Genomic DNA, 15,819 nt, shown 5'->3' on the forward strand with positions numbered 1-15,819 from the left:
GCTTGTTAGCTTCGGGCTAATAAGCGCGGCTATTTGAGGGCTGAAGTCATTTTCTGTCAACAGAATTTACGTGTTCAAGCGCCTATTTAAGGCTAGAACCAAAACGCCCGCTTGATGATACAAGCGGGCGAATTCAAAAGGCAGCTAATAAGGCGTTTAACGACGGCTTTTACGCGCCTCTTTGGTGCGATTAAGCTCGCGCTTTTTAGCTTTCTCTTTGTCGCTGGCGCCCGCCATGTCATCGAACGGGTTACTGCCCGAGCGGAACTCAAAGCGAATTGGCGTGCCGCGTACCTTGAGCACCTTGCGGAAGGTGTTGGTCAAATAGCGACGATAGGCTTCTGGCAACGCCTCGGTTTGGTTGCCGTGGACGACGATAATCGGCGGGTTGCTGCCACCCTGGTGAGCCATCCGCAGTTTAATGCGTCGACCGTGCACCATCGGCGGTGGGTTTTGGCTTACCGCGTCCTGTAGCAGGGTAGTGAGGCGGTTGGTCGACCAGTGGGCGTTAGCGGCGTCAAAGGCGCGATCAATCGAGGGGTAGAGATCCCCCACTGCCGTGCCATGTAGAGCAGAGATGAAGTGCAGCTCGGCATAATCCGCAAAGCCCAGGCGGCGCTTCACTTCAGTGCGCATTTTATCCTTGGCTTCGGTCTCCAGGCCGTCCCACTTGTTGACTGCCAGCACCAGGGCGCGCCCGGTGGTCAACACATAGTCGAGCAGGTGCAAATCCTGCTCCACCAGGCCGCTGGAGCCATCCAGAACCATGATCACTACATGGGACTCTTTGATCGCATCCAGGGTCTTGATGATGGAGAATTTCTCGGCGATTTCACGCACGTTCTTGCGCCGCCGGATACCCGCGGTATCAATCAGTACATAGGGCTTGCCACGGCGCTCGAAGGGGATCTCGATGGCATCGCGGGTAGTGCCTGCCTCATCAAACACGACGACCCGATCTTCACCGAGAAGGCGATTGACCAGGGTTGATTTGCCCACGTTCGGGCGGCCAATCACGCCGATGCGAATACCTTTGCTACCGGTGTCCGCGGGAATGCTGGCATCGCGCTCCGGAAACGGTTCGAGTACCACATCGATCAGGGTGGAAACGTTGCGCCCGTGGGCGGCAGCAATTGGCCAGGGGTCGCCTAGGCCGAGCGACCAAAAGTCGCCCATTGCCGAATGCTCTTCTAACCCATCGGTTTTATTCACCACCAGCCAGGTTTTTTTCTGGTTAACCCGCAGGTGGTTGGCAATCGCCTGGTCAGCGGCGATAAGGCCGGCGCGAGCGTCGACCATAAACAGCACGATATCGGCTTCATCAATGGCGGCGAGTGACTGCTCTGCCATAGCGGCATCGATGCCTTCTTCGTCACCGCTGATACCGCCGGTATCAATCACGGTATAGACCTTATCGCCCAGCATGCCATTGCCGTACTTACGGTCGCGGGTGAGGCCAGGAAAGTCGGCCACCAGTGCATCACGCGAGCGCGTTAGGCGGTTAAACAGCGTCGATTTGCCCACATTGGGGCGACCGACTAAAGCAATGACGGGTGTCATGGAGTTACTTCCAGGGTTTCCAGGCGACCATTGTTGGCCTGGACATGAATGGTGCTGCCTTCAGTGACCGGGCGTACGCTGATGCCCGAGCTGTGCACGCGAGTGCGACCCACGATATCGCCTTCGCGAGCGTCGATCAGGTGAACATAACCTTCGAAATCGCCGAACACTAAACGGCCATCGGCGAAGGCGGGGGCGGTCAACCAACGATCTTCTAAATCGTCGTTGCGCCAAATTTCGCGGCCGTTGTTAGCGTCGAGGGCGACGACTTGGCTGTCATCGGTGACCACAAACAGGAAGTCGCCGACCAGAATCGGGGTATGGCGACTGGAGAGATCCGCTTCCCAAAGTACGTCGCCTTGAGTTGCTTCCAGCGCCACCACGCGGCCGTTATAGCTGGTCACGAACAGGCGGCCATCGGGGCTGATGATCGGCTGGCCGGAAAGATCGACCAGGCGTTCCACTTCACTACGCCCTTGGGGGGTGGCAATCTGCATTTCCCATAGCGGCTGGCCGCTGCGGTTATCCAGCGTGGCCAGGCGGCCATTGGCCAGGCCAACAAAGCTGACTGGATCAATGACCATCGGTGTACCGGTACCGCGCAGGGTGAGTGACGGCTGCGAACTGGTGTATACCCAGCGCTCTTCACCAGTGGCGCGATCCAAGGCAGTCACACGGCCATCGACACTTTGCACGACCAGCAGTTGCTGGTTGGCCTGGGGCGCGGCAAGCACTTCGCTGGATACCCGTGAGCGCCATTCTTCGCTGCCGTCACGTTGATCCAACGCGATCACTTCGCCGTTACCGGTGGCCAGATAAACCTGACCGGCAATTGCCGTTAGTGCGCTGGAAATAGGGGTATCAAGGTCGATTTCCCACTCGACGTCGCCGCTGTTGGCATCCATCGCCATCACCACGCCCTCGACATCGGCCGCAAACACGGTGTCGCCTTCACGGGAAGGCGCGATGGGGTAACGGGCATGGCCCAGGCCATCGCCCACATTGCGCCGCCACTGAGTTTCCAGCGAGGAGGTCTCGTCGAAACTACGCAGCTCTTTGGGAGTATAGGCAGGCTCGCCTTTACTCGCGCAACCGACCAGCAGTGCCAGCGACAGCGCGCCTAAGCTAGCGCGTACTAGCTGTTTCGTTGGGATACCAAAAGTCATTGTGTCGCCTCCTCAGCGCCGAGATCGTCAAGCTTGAACTGCACGCCGTAAAGCGGCTGGTCTTTGGTTTGAGACACTTCTAGAGCGGTTTCCCAGGCATCGCGGGCCGCCTCGGTGTCGCCTTGGGCGGCGAACGCATCGCCGCGCACGTTAGCTTTTTGGGCCGCTAGCGCATCACTAATCGGCTCGTCTAACAGCGCATGCGCCTGTTTAGGGTTACCGTCGGCAAGCTCGATACGGGCTAAACGTAGCCACGCCAAGCTTTGCACATAGCGGCGCGAGGAATCGGCTGCGCTTTCCAGTGCGGTGCGTGCTGCTTCCAAGTCGCCTTGCTGAACAGCCAAGCGGGCGTCGAGCAGCAGGGCGAGTTCGGCGTAGAGCGTATCGCCATGCTCGTCGGTCAGTTCGCTAACCATTTCCCGCGCGCTTGCTAGTTGCTCCTCGTCAAGCTCGTTGCCAGCGGTCATATTGACTAACTGCTGATAGCGCATGGAGGCCGCTTCAGCCTGGCCTTGCTGATAGTTCTGCCAGGCATTCCAGCCGAACACCCCGGCCGCCGCCAGGACAGCGCCTGCAATCAACGACATGCCGTTCTCTTTCCACCAGCGCTTGACGGCGTCTAGCTGTTCTTCTTCGCTTCTCAGCTCCACCACGGGCGGGCTCCTTTCTTCTAAAGTCGTATGTTTAGACCGTCGCATGCAAGCAGGCAGCCTGCAGGGCTTATGCGTTAGCCGTTAAAAGCTCGCCCAGCGTGCGGCCTAATGCGGCTTGAGGAACGCTTTGCTGTTCGCGGTCATCGCGCAGAAACTTGACCGTTGCCGACTGCGTCGCGATTTCATCTTCACCGATCAGTATGGCTATCGTAGCAGCGCTCTTGTCGGCTTTTTTGATTCGGCTTTTAAAGCTGCCGCCGCCGCAATGAAGCTGTAGACGCAGTTCAGGCAGCTCGCCACGCAGTTGCTCGGCCAGGGTGATCGCTGCCGTGGTGGCGGTATCATCCATGGGCAGCAAATAGACATCGCAGCCGCCAAGGGCGTTCTCAGGAATCAGTTCCAGGGTGTCGAGTAGCAGAATCAGCCGCTCAATGCCCATGGCAAAGCCTACCGCTGGGGTAGGCTTGCCGCCCAGCTGTTCGACCAGGCCGTCGTAGCGTCCGCCTGCACACACGGTGCCCTGGCTGCCCAGCGCAGTCGTGGTCCACTCGAACACGGTGCGGCAGTAGTAGTCGAGCCCGCGCACTAAGCGTGGGTTGATCACATAGTCAATGCCTGCTGCTTCAAGCATCTTCGTGAGCTGCTCAAAGTGTTCCTGGGATTCGGCATCCAGGTGATCCATCAACTGCGGCGCGCCGTCGAGCATCTCCGCCATGGCCGGATTTTTGGAGTCGAGAATACGCAGCGGGTTGCTGGTCAAGCGGCGTTTGGAGTCTTCATCGAGAGCGTCTAGGTGCTGCTCAAAGTAGGCCACCAGCGTATCTCGGTAGGCTGCCCGCGCCTCTGATGAACCTAGCGAGTTTAGCTCCAGGGTAACGTGCTCCATCAAGCCGAGTTCCTGCCACAGGCGCGCTGAAAGCAAGATCACCTCGGCGTCGATATCCGGGCCATCAAAACCGAAGGTCTCGACGCCGATCTGGTGGAATTGGCGGTAACGGCCTTTTTGCGGGCGCTCATAGCGAAACATCGGCCCCTGGTACCACAACCGCTGAGTTTGGTTATACAGCAGGCCGTGCTCCATGGCCGCGCGCACGCAGCTGGCAGTGCCTTCGGGACGCAGGGTCAAACTCTCGCTGTTGCGATCGTCGAAGGTGTACATCTCTTTTTCGACGATATCGGTAACTTCACCGATAGAGCGTGCAAACAGTGCGGTTTGCTCAACGATAGGCGTGCGGATTTCATTAAAGCCGTAACGCAGCATTAGCTGGCGTACTTTGGCTTCAAAAAATTGCCAGCGTGGGCTATCGCTGGGCAGTAGGTCGTTCATACCACGAATGGCTTGAATTTTTTTAACGGCGGACTTGCTCAAAGAAAACTCCTTATTCTGCCATCAGGCGTGGCTCACCCAGGCTGGCAGCCAGCCCCAGCTAAACGCTGCGGGCAATCATATCGTCTTGCTGCTGCTGTTTTTCACGCACTTTTTCGCGAATCAGCTGCTCGAGATCATCTACTAAGTGGTCGTTGCGCAGCTTGCTGGCGGGCTTGCCGTCGATATACACCAGGTTGGCGGGGCTGCCGCCGGTCAGGCCGATATCGGTCTCTTTGGCTTCGCCGGGGCCATTGACCACGCAGCCGATCACCGAGACGTTGAGCGGTGTCATTACGTCTTCCAGCCGCTCTTCGAGCTGGTTCATGGTGCTAATAACGTCAAAGTTTTGGCGCGAGCAGCTGGGGCAGGCAATAAAGTTGATGCCTTTCGAGCGCAGCTTGAGGCTGCGGAGCATATCAAAGCCGACCTTGATCTCTTCCACCGGGTCTGCTGCCAGCGAGACGCGGATCGTGTCGCCGATTCCGTCCATCAGCAGCATGCCCAGACCAATCGATGACTTGACCGTGCCCGAGCGCAGACCTCCCGCTTCGGTAATCCCTAAGTGCAGCGGCTGCTCGATGCGTGCGGCAAGGTCGCGATAGGCGGCCACGGCCATAAATACATCCGAGGCTTTGACGCTGACTTTGAAGTCGGGGAAGTCCAGGCGATCCAGGTAGTCAATATGGCGCATGGCAGACTCCACCAGCGCTGCTGGCGTGGGTTCGCCATATTTCTTCTGCAGATCTTTTTCCAACGACCCTGCGTTGACGCCAATCCGGATCGGAATGCCATGATCGCGGGCCGCGCTAACCACCGCGCGTACGCGGTCTTCACGGCCGATGTTGCCTGGGTTGATGCGCAGGCAGTCGACGCCGAGTTCGGCGACGCGTAGGGCAATTTTGTAATCAAAATGGATATCGGCAACGAGCGGTACATTGACGAGTTTTTTGATCTGACCAAAGGTTTCGGCGGCGTCCATATCAGGTACTGAAACGCGTACGATATCCGCACCGGCTTTTTCCAACTGTTGGATCTGGGCCACGGTCGCGGCGACATCCAACGTGTTGGTATTGGTCATGCTTTGAACGGCAATGGGGGCATCACCGCCCACCGCGACGTTTCCAACCTGAATCTGGCGGGAATGGCGGCGTTTTATCGGAGAAGGGGCGTGCATAAGACGGGTCACTCTCCCAAGGTGAATCGGGCAACATTGTTGGCGCCTGCGCGGGCGGGAAGATCAACTTCCTCGCCTTGGTAGCGCAGCTCAACGCCGGTGGCATTACCTACGGTTAAGCGAAACGGAGGCTCACCCTCGACGGTTGTCGAGGTGCCGGGCGTTTGTAGGCCCACGAAGACGCGCTGGTTGGTGGCATCAAAAATTTCCGTCCACGACTGCTCGTTAAACGTCAGTTCGAGGACGTTGGCATTGGCGGTTTGCTCGGCGGCAGCGTTTTGTTCGCTATCAGTATCGCTCTCTTCAACACTGCTTTGCTCAGGCCTGCTAGGCTCATTGCTATCGTCGGCGGTGCTGGCCGTATCGGTGGTGCTATCTAGTGCGGATTCGTCGAGGCCAGTCACTGAGTCAACATCAGCTTGATCGCTGGGCGCTTGTTCTTGCGCAGCCGTCGGTGAAGGCGTGACGTTGGTGGCATTACTGGGCAGCGTCGCACTTTCATCGCCACTGGTGAAACTTGAATCCGTACTCTCTGCTGTTTCAGCGGGTTCACTGGTCGGCTCTGCCGGGGCGGTAGCGGTCTCTTCCGGGGAGGTTGAGCCAAAGCCCGGCGGCTCATTGCCACCCCGGCTTTGCCACCACATCACGGTCACCGCGATAAGACCCACAATTACCAGCAAAGTCACCAACTTGAACAGCCAGGCGCCAATACGGGAGGGTGGCCTCGCCGTGGAGACCGGGGTAACTTGGCGTTCGGTGTCGCTACCGCCGCTGCGAGCTTGATAAGCTTCAAGCACCAGCCGGTCATCCATGCCCAGGTATTTAGCGTAAGAGCGCAGGTAGCCGCGTCGATAAGCGGCGACAGGGATCTCTTGGTAGTCATCCTGCTCAAGCCCTCCCACCACGGCGGGGCGCAGGTTGAGCGCCCGGGCCGCATCGGCGAGCGGAATACCAAGCTGCTCGCGCTGGCGAGCAAGAAGTTCGCCAGGAGAGGCGCTAGTGTTAGGGCTATCAATGACGTTTTCTTGTGACTGTGTATCGCTCATGGCTGAGCATCCTTCATTAAATAAGCGGTGATCAGGGCGTCAATCAGTCAGTCGTTGCCAAGCAGGCGCTGGTATTCGGCGGCGACGCTATGCTCGCCGCGTGAATGAGCGATATCAACCGCCATTCTTAGCGCTGCTTGGTTGGGCTCGGCGAGCTGTAAATAGGTTTGCAGCGGTGCCCAGGCCTGAGAGTAATTGCCCTGCGAATATTCGAGTTCAGCTAACATTAAATAGCCGCGTGAATTACGCGGATCAATACTTTGCGCGCGCTCCAATCGAGCGCGCGCCTTATCAAATTCTTCCAGCGCCAGATAACACTGCCCTAAATTAGTAAATAGCTGGGCACGGTTGGCGTACTGGGCATCCTGTGATGCGGTTTCTAACTGCTCACAGGCGGCGTTTAACTGGCCCTGACTGAACAAGAACGCCGCATAGTTGTTGCGGGCGCGGGTGAAGTCAGGCTCGGCATTCACCGCCTGTTGAAAATAGTCGTTGGCAAGTGCACTTTCGCCCTGGCGTTGATAAACCAGTGCCAGTGCTTGCAGCGCTTCTGCATGGTGTGGGGCAATTTCAAGTGCCCGATCCAGTGCGTTGAGAGCGCGGGGAAGATTATCGCGCTCTAAATAGGCGACGCCAAGCTGGGTGTAGGCTTCTGCCGCCGCGGGGGTAGCTTGTGGTGAAAGGTTGTTGGACGAGGCACAGCCGGCTAGCCACAAGCTACCGATAAGCACGGTGAGCATGGGCACCCGCGATGGGTGTTGGCGCCTGCGGTGAGCGATCATGTAAATCCTCTTGTGGTGAACGTCCAACTGCGAGTAAGGCAATACATACAAACAGCAGTGCTAATCTAAATAAAAACCGTGACCATCAAAGCGCCGTGCCAAGCGGAAGTCAAGATAAGCCCGGTTTTCGACACTCCACCCCCTAGTCCGCGTCGAGCTGTACTGACTGGATATAGCGCGCGCTGCGTTTGGTGCGGTCTTTCACGCGACCAACGAGCTGGCCACAGGCAGCATCAATATCTTCACCTCGGGTTGTTCTAACCGTGGCGTTGTAGCCTAAATCATACAACCACTGCTGGAAGCGCATAACCTGATTACGCGACGGTTTTTCGTACCCAGAGTTTGGGAACGGGTTAAACGGGATCAGGTTGATCTTACACGGCAGCTCTTTAAGCAATGCAGCAAGCTGCTCGGCGTGCTCCTGCTGATCGTTGACGTCCTTGATCAGCGTGTACTCAATGGTGACCTGACGATTGTCCGGGCATTTGGAAAGGTAGCGGTGGCAAGCATCCAGCAACGCGCGAATATTGTACTTACGGTTGATGGGCACCAGCTCATTGCGCAACTCGTCCGTAGACGCATGCAGCGAAATCGCCAAGCTAACGTCCATTTCATCGCCGAGCTTGTCGATCATCGGCACCACGCCAGAGGTCGACAGCGTCACGCGGCGCTTGGACAGGCCATAGCCGTTGTCGTCGAGCATCAGCTTCATGGCAGGTACAACGTTATCGAAGTTGAGCAACGGTTCGCCCATGCCCATCATCACTACGTTGGTCACCGGACGGTTCGCCGTATCACGCCGCGGGCCAACGCTGCGCTGAGCGACCCATACCTGGCCGATAATTTCAGCAGCGGTTAAGTTGCGCTGAAACCCCTGCTTGCCGGTGGAGCAGAAGCTGCAGTCCAGCGAGCAGCCGACCTGGGAGGAAACGCATAGCGTGCGGCGTTTACCGTTCTCCGCCGGGATCAGTACCGTTTCTACATAGCTGCCGTCTTCCACTTCCAGCACCCACTTACGGGTGCCGTCGCTGGAAGTACCCTCATAAATCACCCCTGGGCCACGAATTTCTGCCAGCCGGGCCAGTTTTTCACGCAGTGCTTTGGAGAGGTTCGTCATGGCAGCAAAGTCATCGCTGCCTTCCTGGTGAATCCACTTCATTAGCTGCGCGGCACGGAACTTCTTTTCGCCGATCGACAAAAAGAAGGCTTCCATCTGCTCGCGGGACATGCCAAGCAGGTTTTGACGCTCAGGCGTCGCTTTTGCAGCAGGCTTGCTGGCGGCGTCAGTATGTGGGGCGGGCGTGTGTTGGGCTACAGTGGTGGTCATGGCGGTCAGCGTTATAGAAAGGGGCGGGGGACTAGCCCCCGCAAAATGGCCGGCAACGAAAGTTGATTCGGCGGCGCTACCTTAAAGGCTTAGCGCGGGCAGATTTCGTCGTTGCCAAAGAAGTAGCTAATTTCGCGCTCAGCGCTTTCCGGAGAATCAGAACCATGGACAGCATTGGCGTCAATTGTTTCCGCAAAATCGGCGCGAATAGTGCCGGGTGCCGCTTCTTTCGGGTTGGTCGCACCCATCAGGTCACGGTTTTTAGCGATGGCGCCTTCACCTTCAAGCACTTGTACAACCACCGGCCCAGAGGTCATGAAGCCAACCAGGTCTTTAAAGAACGGACGCTCTTTGTGTTCTGCGTAGAAGCCGCCAGCCTTCTCTTCAGAGAGATGAACCATTTTGGCTGCGACGACTTTTAGACCCGCTTTTTCGAAGCGAGCAATGATGTCACCGATAGCATTCTTGGCAACGGCATCAGGCTTGATAATAGAAAGAGTGCGTTCAGTAGCCATGTAAATGGTCTCCTTAAAAAGGCTTAAGCAAAAAGTGCCGCCCTAGAAGGCCAGGGCGGCCCAGAAAATGATTCAGTTAATAGCGCTTCGGCAGCTAGCGTTTTTAAACGCTAATGTGTCAAAAAAGCATGCGGGCGTAACCCGGCTGCCTGCGCTTGTGTATCCAGGGGCGTGATTATAGCGCTTAAGCCGGGGGATGAATACCGGCGATGAAGCTGACCAAGCAATGCTTAGACGGTAAAGCTCTCACCGCAGCCACACTCATCTTTGACGTTAGGGTTGTTGAAGCGGAAAAAGCGGTTCAGCCCTTCGCTGACGTAATCCACTTCGCTGCCGTTAAGCATCTCTACCGCATCGGGGGTGACATAGACGCTGGCACCGTGGGCTTCAAAATGGACTTCTTCGTCACTGACGGTGTCGGCAAAATCCAGCACGTAGCTATAGCCAGAGCAGCCGCTTGGCTTGACCGAAACGCGCAGGCCGAGGCCTTGGCCGCGCTCGTCGAGCACGTGGCGAATCTGTTGTGCGGCAGCCGGGGTAATATTGAGTGTTGCCATGAGGCGTCCTCCTTAAAAATAGTCAGCTAGTCAGCCGCTTGACGGGGCGGTGTACGTAAACCGCGCACCGCTAGGTGTATGAGCGTTAGCGCATGATCAATGTCGGCTTCGGTGGTAAAGCGCCCGAAGCTAAAACGCAGCGATGAGAGCGCCAGCGAGCGTGGTGTGCCGATGCCGAGCAGCACATAGGACGGGTCGACGCTGGCCGAGTTGCACGCCGATCCGGTGGAGACCGCTACATCGCGCAACGCCATCAGCAGTGACTCGCCGTCGACACCTTCGAATGCCAGATTGAGAATGTTGGGTACTGCTCGCTTTTCAGTGTCATTCAGCGGCGTGTTCGAGAACACACCATCAAGCCCCTCCAGGCCACGCAGAAAGCGCTGCTGCAAGCCCATAATATGGGCGTTGTCTTCGTCGTACTGCTGCTGCATCAGTGCAAAGGCTTCACCCATGCCAGCAATTTGGTGTGTCGGTAGGGTGCCTGAACGCATACCGCGCTCATGGCCACCGCCATGTATCAGCGCCTCAACGCGGATGTCCGGGTGGCGCTTCACATAAAGCGCCCCGACGCCTTTAGGGCCGTAAGTTTTATGGCCGGATAACGACATCAGGTCGATCTGCTGAGCCACTACGTCTAAGGGAATACGCCCCACCGCCTGGGCAGCATCCGTATGAAACGCCGCGCCAAACTCATGGGCAACGGCCGCTAGAGCCGAGATATCGTTGATACTGCCCAGTTCGTTGTTAACCGCCATCAATGAAACCAGCGCGGTGTCATCGCGCATCGCTGCGCGCAGCTGTTCGGGGTCAATACGGCCATCCTGGCCCGGCGTTAGCCAGGTAACCTCAAAGCCCTCTTTCTCCAGCGCATGGGCGGTGTCAACGATGGCTTTATGCTCAATCGTCGAGGTCACCAAGTGTAGGCCACGCTCGCGGTTGGCGCGCATAAAACCAATCAGCGCTAGGTTGTCAGCTTCTGTGGCGCCGCTGGTCCAGACGATCTCTCTCGGGTCGGCGCCAATGGCATCGGCCACCTGGCGGCGCGCCTGCTCAATCACCTGCTCTGCCTGCCAGCCCAGCATATGGCTGCGCGAAGCCGGGTTGGCAAATAGCTGGTCAACCGTCAGGTAGCGTTGCATAACCTCAACCACGCGGGCATCCGCCGGCGCGGTGGCGGCGTAATCCAGGTAAATGGGCAGCGTGGGTGTGGTCATCGTTACGTTCCAGCGGTTGATCGATCAAGGTAATCGGGTTTGTGTCGTGGGGTCAGGGTGAAGAGGCGAGAATGCCTGCCTCGGCACGCTGTTTCTGTCGCGACGCAATACGTATGACATCAGGACGCAGCATCAGTTGTGCCAGGGTCATATCGTCAAGAAAATGGCGTATCTGCACGGAGAGCTCGCACCACAAATGGTGGGTCAAGCAGGTGTCACCCTGTTGGCAGTCAGAGAGCCCCTGGCAACGGGTGGCATCAACGCTTTCATTTACTGCGTCAATCACCTTTGAAACGCTAATCGCGTCCGCAGGCTGCGAAAGCAGATAGCCGCCGCCTGGGCCGCGCACGCTGTTGACCAAGCCTGCACGGCGCAGGCGAGCAAAAAGCTGCTCTAAATAGGAGAGCGATATCTCTTGACGCTGGGAGATATCGCTTAGGCTGGTCGGGCCGTTGTGGGCATGCAAGGCTAAATCGAGCATGGCGGTAACGGCGTAACGGCCTTTAGTGGTCAAGCGCATGGCAAGCCCCTCGACGCTGAAAGCTCAGCGCACTAACGGCAAATGTGCTGCCATTATGGGAAAACCTGAGTGCTTTGGTCAACCATTACGCGGCGGCAGCGTTTCTTGCTCGGCTGATGGTGGAGTGCCCGAGTGCTTGCCAACGCCGGTGCAGCCGGTATCGTTCTCGTCCAGAATATCGGCAAAATCTTCATCGCGCAGCGCCGGTAACTGGCCGTCACGGTAGTTGTCATCTAGCTTACGCAGGGTAGAGCACATGCGCTCAATGCGCTCATCCACGGCGTGCATATGGTCGAGCATTGCCTGCATCGAACGGGCTACGGGGTCGGGCATGTCCTGGCTGACGCCGTAGGCGTCAAAGCCAAATTTTTGGCAGATGGCTTCGCGTCGGGCGGGGTCGACATCCAGTGCTTCTTCCACATCGGGGTCGGCGCGTTTAACGATTTTACCGGGAATACCTACCACCGTGGCGCCCGGCGGTACTTCTTTGGTGACCACGGCATTAGAGCCAATTTTCGCTCCAGCGCCGACCGTAAAGGGCCCCAGTATTTTGGCGCCCGCACCGACAATCACGCCATCCCCCAAGGTGGGATGGCGCTTGCCTTTGTTCCAGCTGGTGCCGCCCAGGGTGACACCTTGATAGAGCGTTACGTTATCGCCCACCAGCGCCGTTTCACCAATCACCACACCCATGCCGTGATCAATAAAAAACCGCCGACCAATCGTGGCGCCAGGGTGAATTTCAATGCCGGTGAGCCAGCGTGAAAACGTCGATAGCGTCCGCGCTATCCACTTGAGGTTTTTTTTCCACAGCCAGTGGCCGCAGCGATGCAGCAGCAGGGCGTGCAGGCCAGGGTAGTTGGTCAGCACCTCAAGAAAGTTACGTGCGGCCGGGTCGCGGTCAAATACGCTGTTGATGTCTTCACGTAGACGTTGAAACATGAGGTGTTCCTTGGCGTTATATAAGGCGGCGTCTAGCTATTGAACTATTAGAACGGATTTTTGAAATATCGCCGGTTCTTGGAATATCAATAGAGAAATCACGTTAGCAGAATAGCGAAGTTGGGGCACGCAGCATCAACTTCAAGCTTAGCGTTTCCAGCCTAAGTTAGTTACGGTTTGGGCGGCTTGGTGTTCGCAGCCTTTTCGGTAGCCGACAGAATTCCACGCAAAATATTCATTTCCATGCGTTCTGGGCGAGCGCGCAGGTACAAGCGGCGCAGTCTCGCCATTAGCTGTCGTGGCTGATCAGGGTCGTGAAAATCAATGCCAATCAGCGTGCGTTCCAAGTGCTCGAAGTAGCGCTCTAGTTCGGCGTGGGTGGCCAGATCATCGTCATCACTCGGCGCAGTTGACGGTGCATCCGCTTGGCCATCTGCTTGGTTTAGCCACGCCATGCGACACTCATAGGCGAGCACCTGCACCGCCGCGGCCAAATTGAGCGAGCTAAAGTCGGCATTGGTAGGAATATGCACATGTGCGTGGCAGCGCTGTAATTCAGCATTGGTAAGGCCGCTGTCCTCGCGCCCGAATACCAGCGCCACGCGGGACTCAGCAGCCTGGCACTCGGCGGGCAGCCGGTCAGCTAACTCCCGCGGTGAGAGCATCGGCCAGGGCAGAGTGCGTGAGCGCGCACTGGCGCCCACGGCCAGAGTGCAATCAGCTACCGCCTCTTCCAGTGAGGCATGCACACTGGCTTGATGAAGGAGGTGGTCAGCGCCGGAGGCACGGGAAATGCTGTCCTGGGTAATCACTTCACAGCGGGGGGCAACGAGGGCTAAATCTGCTAGGCCCATATTGTGCATGGCGCGTGCCACGCCGCCGATATTGCCGGGATGGCTGGTGCCGATAAGAACAATGCGAATGCGCTCAAGCATGATAAGGCTCGGTGAATAAAGAGGGTGATTATTATCGCGTAAAGCGCGCAGTCTAGCATGAGTCGATGGCATGCCCGAGAGTGGTCTGCTAGAATTGCGCGCCAAAGGCGGCACCTGCGCCTACTTATGCTCTATGATTAGCATCACGTTCTTTAACATCACTGTCACAAGGCCCAACCATGAATCCGATGGTCCAATTTACGCTGCGCGCTGCGCGTAGCGCTGTTGAACACTTCCTGCGCGTGCGCGAACGCATTGAGAACGCGCACGATGAATTTAACCTTGACCGCCTGCTCGATGAGACAGCGCGCAAGGCCGAAGCGACGATTGTTCAGCAGTTGGAACGCGGTTATCCCCAGCACGGAGTTACCGGCCGCTTTACCCCGCACCGCGCGGGTGAAGGCGAAGGCGCGGATATCGTCTGGAAAATTGAACCGATGCACGGCTACTCTAATTTAGCCGTTGCCGGTAAGGGCTTTGCACTCTCAGTGGTGTGTCTTATCAAAGGTCGTCCCGAACACGCAGTGATTATCTGCCCGTTCGCCGACGACGAATATATCGCCAGCCGCGGCCGTGGCGCCCAGCACAACGACAAGCGTATGCGCGTTAGCAAGCCTACCGCTATTAGCGGTACGCGTATGGCCATGAGCCTGCCGGAAGTCTGGCTACGCCCGCGCAATTTACCTGCTTATTTAACCGTTTCACAGCAACTTGCTCCGCAGATAGAAAATCTGCTGGCCACGGGCTGTGGGCTGCTGGATTTGTGTGAGTTGGCCACCGGGCGAGTGGATAGCGCTTTTGTACTCGGCTTGGAAGAGCAGGATATGCTGGTAGGCACGCTGTTCCTGAAGGAGGCGGGCGCCTTGATGGGTACGCCGGACGGCCAGCCCACGGTGAAAGTGGAAGGGCAGCTAATGGCAGCCGGGCCGCGTCTCTATAAAGCGCTGATCAAGCAGCTCACGCCGCACTTTTAAGTAGCAATGCTAAGCTTTTAAAGATTAAAGCTTTAAAGACGACCGTTTTTAAAGACAAAAAAAGCCCCTGCTGGATTCCCAGCAGGGGCTTTTTTGTAGGCTAAATAAGAGGAGTATAGAGATGCGCCGTTAAGGCAGCTCTTCCTCTTCTTCGTCGAACTCTTTCTTGGTGGGAATCAAATCTTCTCGCGACAGCTTCAGTGGTAGCAGTAGCGCCGCAGCAATATAGATAGACGAGAACGTACCCACAACGATGCCGACCAGCAGCGCAATGGCGAAATTCTCAATCATATCCCCGCCCAATAGCAGCAGAGCGAGCAGTACCAGAATGGTGGTGCCCGAAGTTGCCAAGGTGCGCGAGAGCGTGGCGTTAATCGCTTCGTTGAAGATCTGCGGCATATCGTCGATACGCGAAGTGCGGATGGCTTCGCGGACGCGATCATAAACCACGATGGTATCGTTCAACGAGTAGCCGATAACTGCCAGGATGGCTGCCAATACGGTAAGGTCGAAATCGAGCTGAAACAGAGCGAACACGCCCACTACGATAATCACATCGTGCAGCAGTGCCAGCAGTGCGCCAATCGCAAACTTGTACTGAAAGCGGAAGGCCACATAGAGCATGACCACGCCGAGCGCTACCAGCAGACCCAAGCCACTCTGGTCACGCAGTTGGTCACCTACCTGGGAACCAACAAACTCAGAGCGAACAAGGTCAACGCTATTACCACTCGCGCGTAGCAGGTTTACTACCTCGCCGCCTACATCAGCGTCAAACGCCTGCTGGAGGCGAATCAATACTTCGGTTGATGCCCCAAAGGTTTGCACCGAGACATCTTGAAAGCCGCTCTCTTCGAGCAGCACACGAATAGCGTCCAGGGAGGGCGCAGCGCCGTAGCGCACCTCAATCAGCGTACCGCCAGTAAAGTCCAGCCCTAGGTTGAGCTGCTGGAACAGGATGGCGCCAATCGACACGATCAGTAACACAGCGGAGACGGCAAACGCGATGTTGCGCCGTCCCATAAAGTCGATTCGCAGGTGTGATAGGGGTTTCATTACCACCTCTTCAGTTCTGGGCTAAG

At 57.2% G+C, this 15,819-nt stretch carries 16 protein-coding genes; 1 reads left to right on the top strand and 15 read right to left on the bottom strand.

What is annotated here, in order from left to right; all coding sequences use genetic code 11:
• Positions 1-156 precede the first annotated feature (156 nt).
• The 14 genes from der to RO22_RS03055 form a co-directional block, all read right to left on the bottom strand.
• Positions 157-1,560, bottom strand: coding sequence for a ribosome biogenesis GTPase Der (gene der, locus RO22_RS02990; RefSeq protein ID WP_027957430.1), 1,404 nt, complete (start codon positions 1,558-1,560; stop codon positions 157-159).
• Positions 1,557-2,726, bottom strand: coding sequence for an outer membrane protein assembly factor BamB (gene bamB, locus RO22_RS02995; protein WP_009288403.1), 1,170 nt, complete (start codon positions 2,724-2,726; stop codon positions 1,557-1,559). The genes der and bamB overlap by 4 nt, the downstream gene beginning before the upstream one ends.
• Entirely contained in the window at positions 2,723-3,379 is a 657-nt protein-coding gene (locus RO22_RS03000) for a YfgM family protein (RefSeq protein WP_027957429.1), read from the bottom strand. The genes bamB and RO22_RS03000 overlap by 4 nt, the downstream gene beginning before the upstream one ends.
• A gap of 67 nt (positions 3,380-3,446) precedes the next feature.
• Positions 3,447-4,748, bottom strand: a complete 1,302-nt coding sequence (gene hisS, locus RO22_RS03005; protein WP_022520080.1) for a histidine--tRNA ligase — start codon at positions 4,746-4,748, stop codon at positions 3,447-3,449.
• A gap of 58 nt (positions 4,749-4,806) precedes the next feature.
• Complete coding sequence (gene ispG / locus RO22_RS03010; RefSeq protein ID WP_027957428.1) at positions 4,807-5,922, bottom strand: flavodoxin-dependent (E)-4-hydroxy-3-methylbut-2-enyl-diphosphate synthase; 1,116 nt, start codon at positions 5,920-5,922, stop codon at positions 4,807-4,809.
• Between the two features lie 8 nt (positions 5,923-5,930).
• Entirely contained in the window at positions 5,931-6,968 is a 1,038-nt protein-coding gene (locus tag RO22_RS03015) for a RodZ domain-containing protein (RefSeq protein ID WP_041157565.1), read from the bottom strand.
• A gap of 47 nt (positions 6,969-7,015) precedes the next feature.
• Entirely contained in the window at positions 7,016-7,750 is a 735-nt protein-coding gene (gene pilW / locus RO22_RS03020; RefSeq protein ID WP_022520078.1) for a type IV pilus biogenesis/stability protein PilW, read from the bottom strand.
• Between the two features lie 142 nt (positions 7,751-7,892).
• Positions 7,893-9,077 carry a 23S rRNA (adenine(2503)-C(2))-methyltransferase RlmN gene (gene rlmN, locus RO22_RS03025; protein ID WP_009288408.1) on the bottom strand — a complete coding sequence of 395 codons (1,185 nt, stop codon included), beginning with the start codon at positions 9,075-9,077 and terminating at the stop codon, positions 7,893-7,895.
• An 89-nt stretch (positions 9,078-9,166) separates the two neighbouring features.
• Entirely contained in the window at positions 9,167-9,592 is a 426-nt protein-coding gene (ndk, locus tag RO22_RS03030; protein ID WP_022520077.1) for a nucleoside-diphosphate kinase, read from the bottom strand.
• Between the two features lie 230 nt (positions 9,593-9,822).
• Complete coding sequence (locus RO22_RS03035; RefSeq protein WP_027957427.1) at positions 9,823-10,149, bottom strand: HesB/IscA family protein; 327 nt, start codon at positions 10,147-10,149, stop codon at positions 9,823-9,825.
• 26 nt (positions 10,150-10,175) lie between these two features.
• A complete protein-coding gene (locus RO22_RS03040) occupies positions 10,176-11,366 on the bottom strand; it encodes an aminotransferase class V-fold PLP-dependent enzyme (RefSeq protein WP_027957426.1) in 1,191 nt (396 codons plus the stop codon).
• A gap of 52 nt (positions 11,367-11,418) precedes the next feature.
• Positions 11,419-11,886, bottom strand: a complete 468-nt coding sequence (gene iscR / locus RO22_RS03045) for a Fe-S cluster assembly transcriptional regulator IscR (protein WP_022520074.1) — start codon at positions 11,884-11,886, stop codon at positions 11,419-11,421.
• A 78-nt stretch (positions 11,887-11,964) separates the two neighbouring features.
• The gene (cysE, locus tag RO22_RS03050) at positions 11,965-12,828 is read right to left on the bottom strand and encodes a serine O-acetyltransferase (protein ID WP_041157566.1); all 864 of its coding nucleotides are present in this window, start codon (positions 12,826-12,828) and stop codon (positions 11,965-11,967) included.
• A 170-nt stretch (positions 12,829-12,998) separates the two neighbouring features.
• Positions 12,999-13,763 carry an RNA methyltransferase gene (locus RO22_RS03055; protein ID WP_027957424.1) on the bottom strand — a complete coding sequence of 255 codons (765 nt, stop codon included), beginning with the start codon at positions 13,761-13,763 and terminating at the stop codon, positions 12,999-13,001.
• A gap of 179 nt (positions 13,764-13,942) precedes the next feature.
• On the opposite strand from RO22_RS03055, the gene RO22_RS03060 reads away from it, so the two are divergent.
• The gene (locus tag RO22_RS03060) at positions 13,943-14,737 is read left to right on the top strand and encodes an inositol monophosphatase family protein (protein WP_027957423.1); all 795 of its coding nucleotides are present in this window, start codon (positions 13,943-13,945) and stop codon (positions 14,735-14,737) included.
• Between the two features lie 129 nt (positions 14,738-14,866).
• Here the strand turns inward: RO22_RS03060 and secF are convergent, their stop codons facing one another.
• A complete protein-coding gene (gene secF / locus RO22_RS03065) occupies positions 14,867-15,793 on the bottom strand; it encodes a protein translocase subunit SecF (RefSeq protein WP_022520069.1) in 927 nt (308 codons plus the stop codon).
• Between the last annotated feature and the right edge of the window lie 26 nt (positions 15,794-15,819).

It is taken from the genome of Halomonas sp. KHS3 (genome assembly GCF_000830495.1).
Lineage (GTDB): Bacteria > Pseudomonadota > Gammaproteobacteria > Pseudomonadales > Halomonadaceae > Vreelandella > Vreelandella titanicae.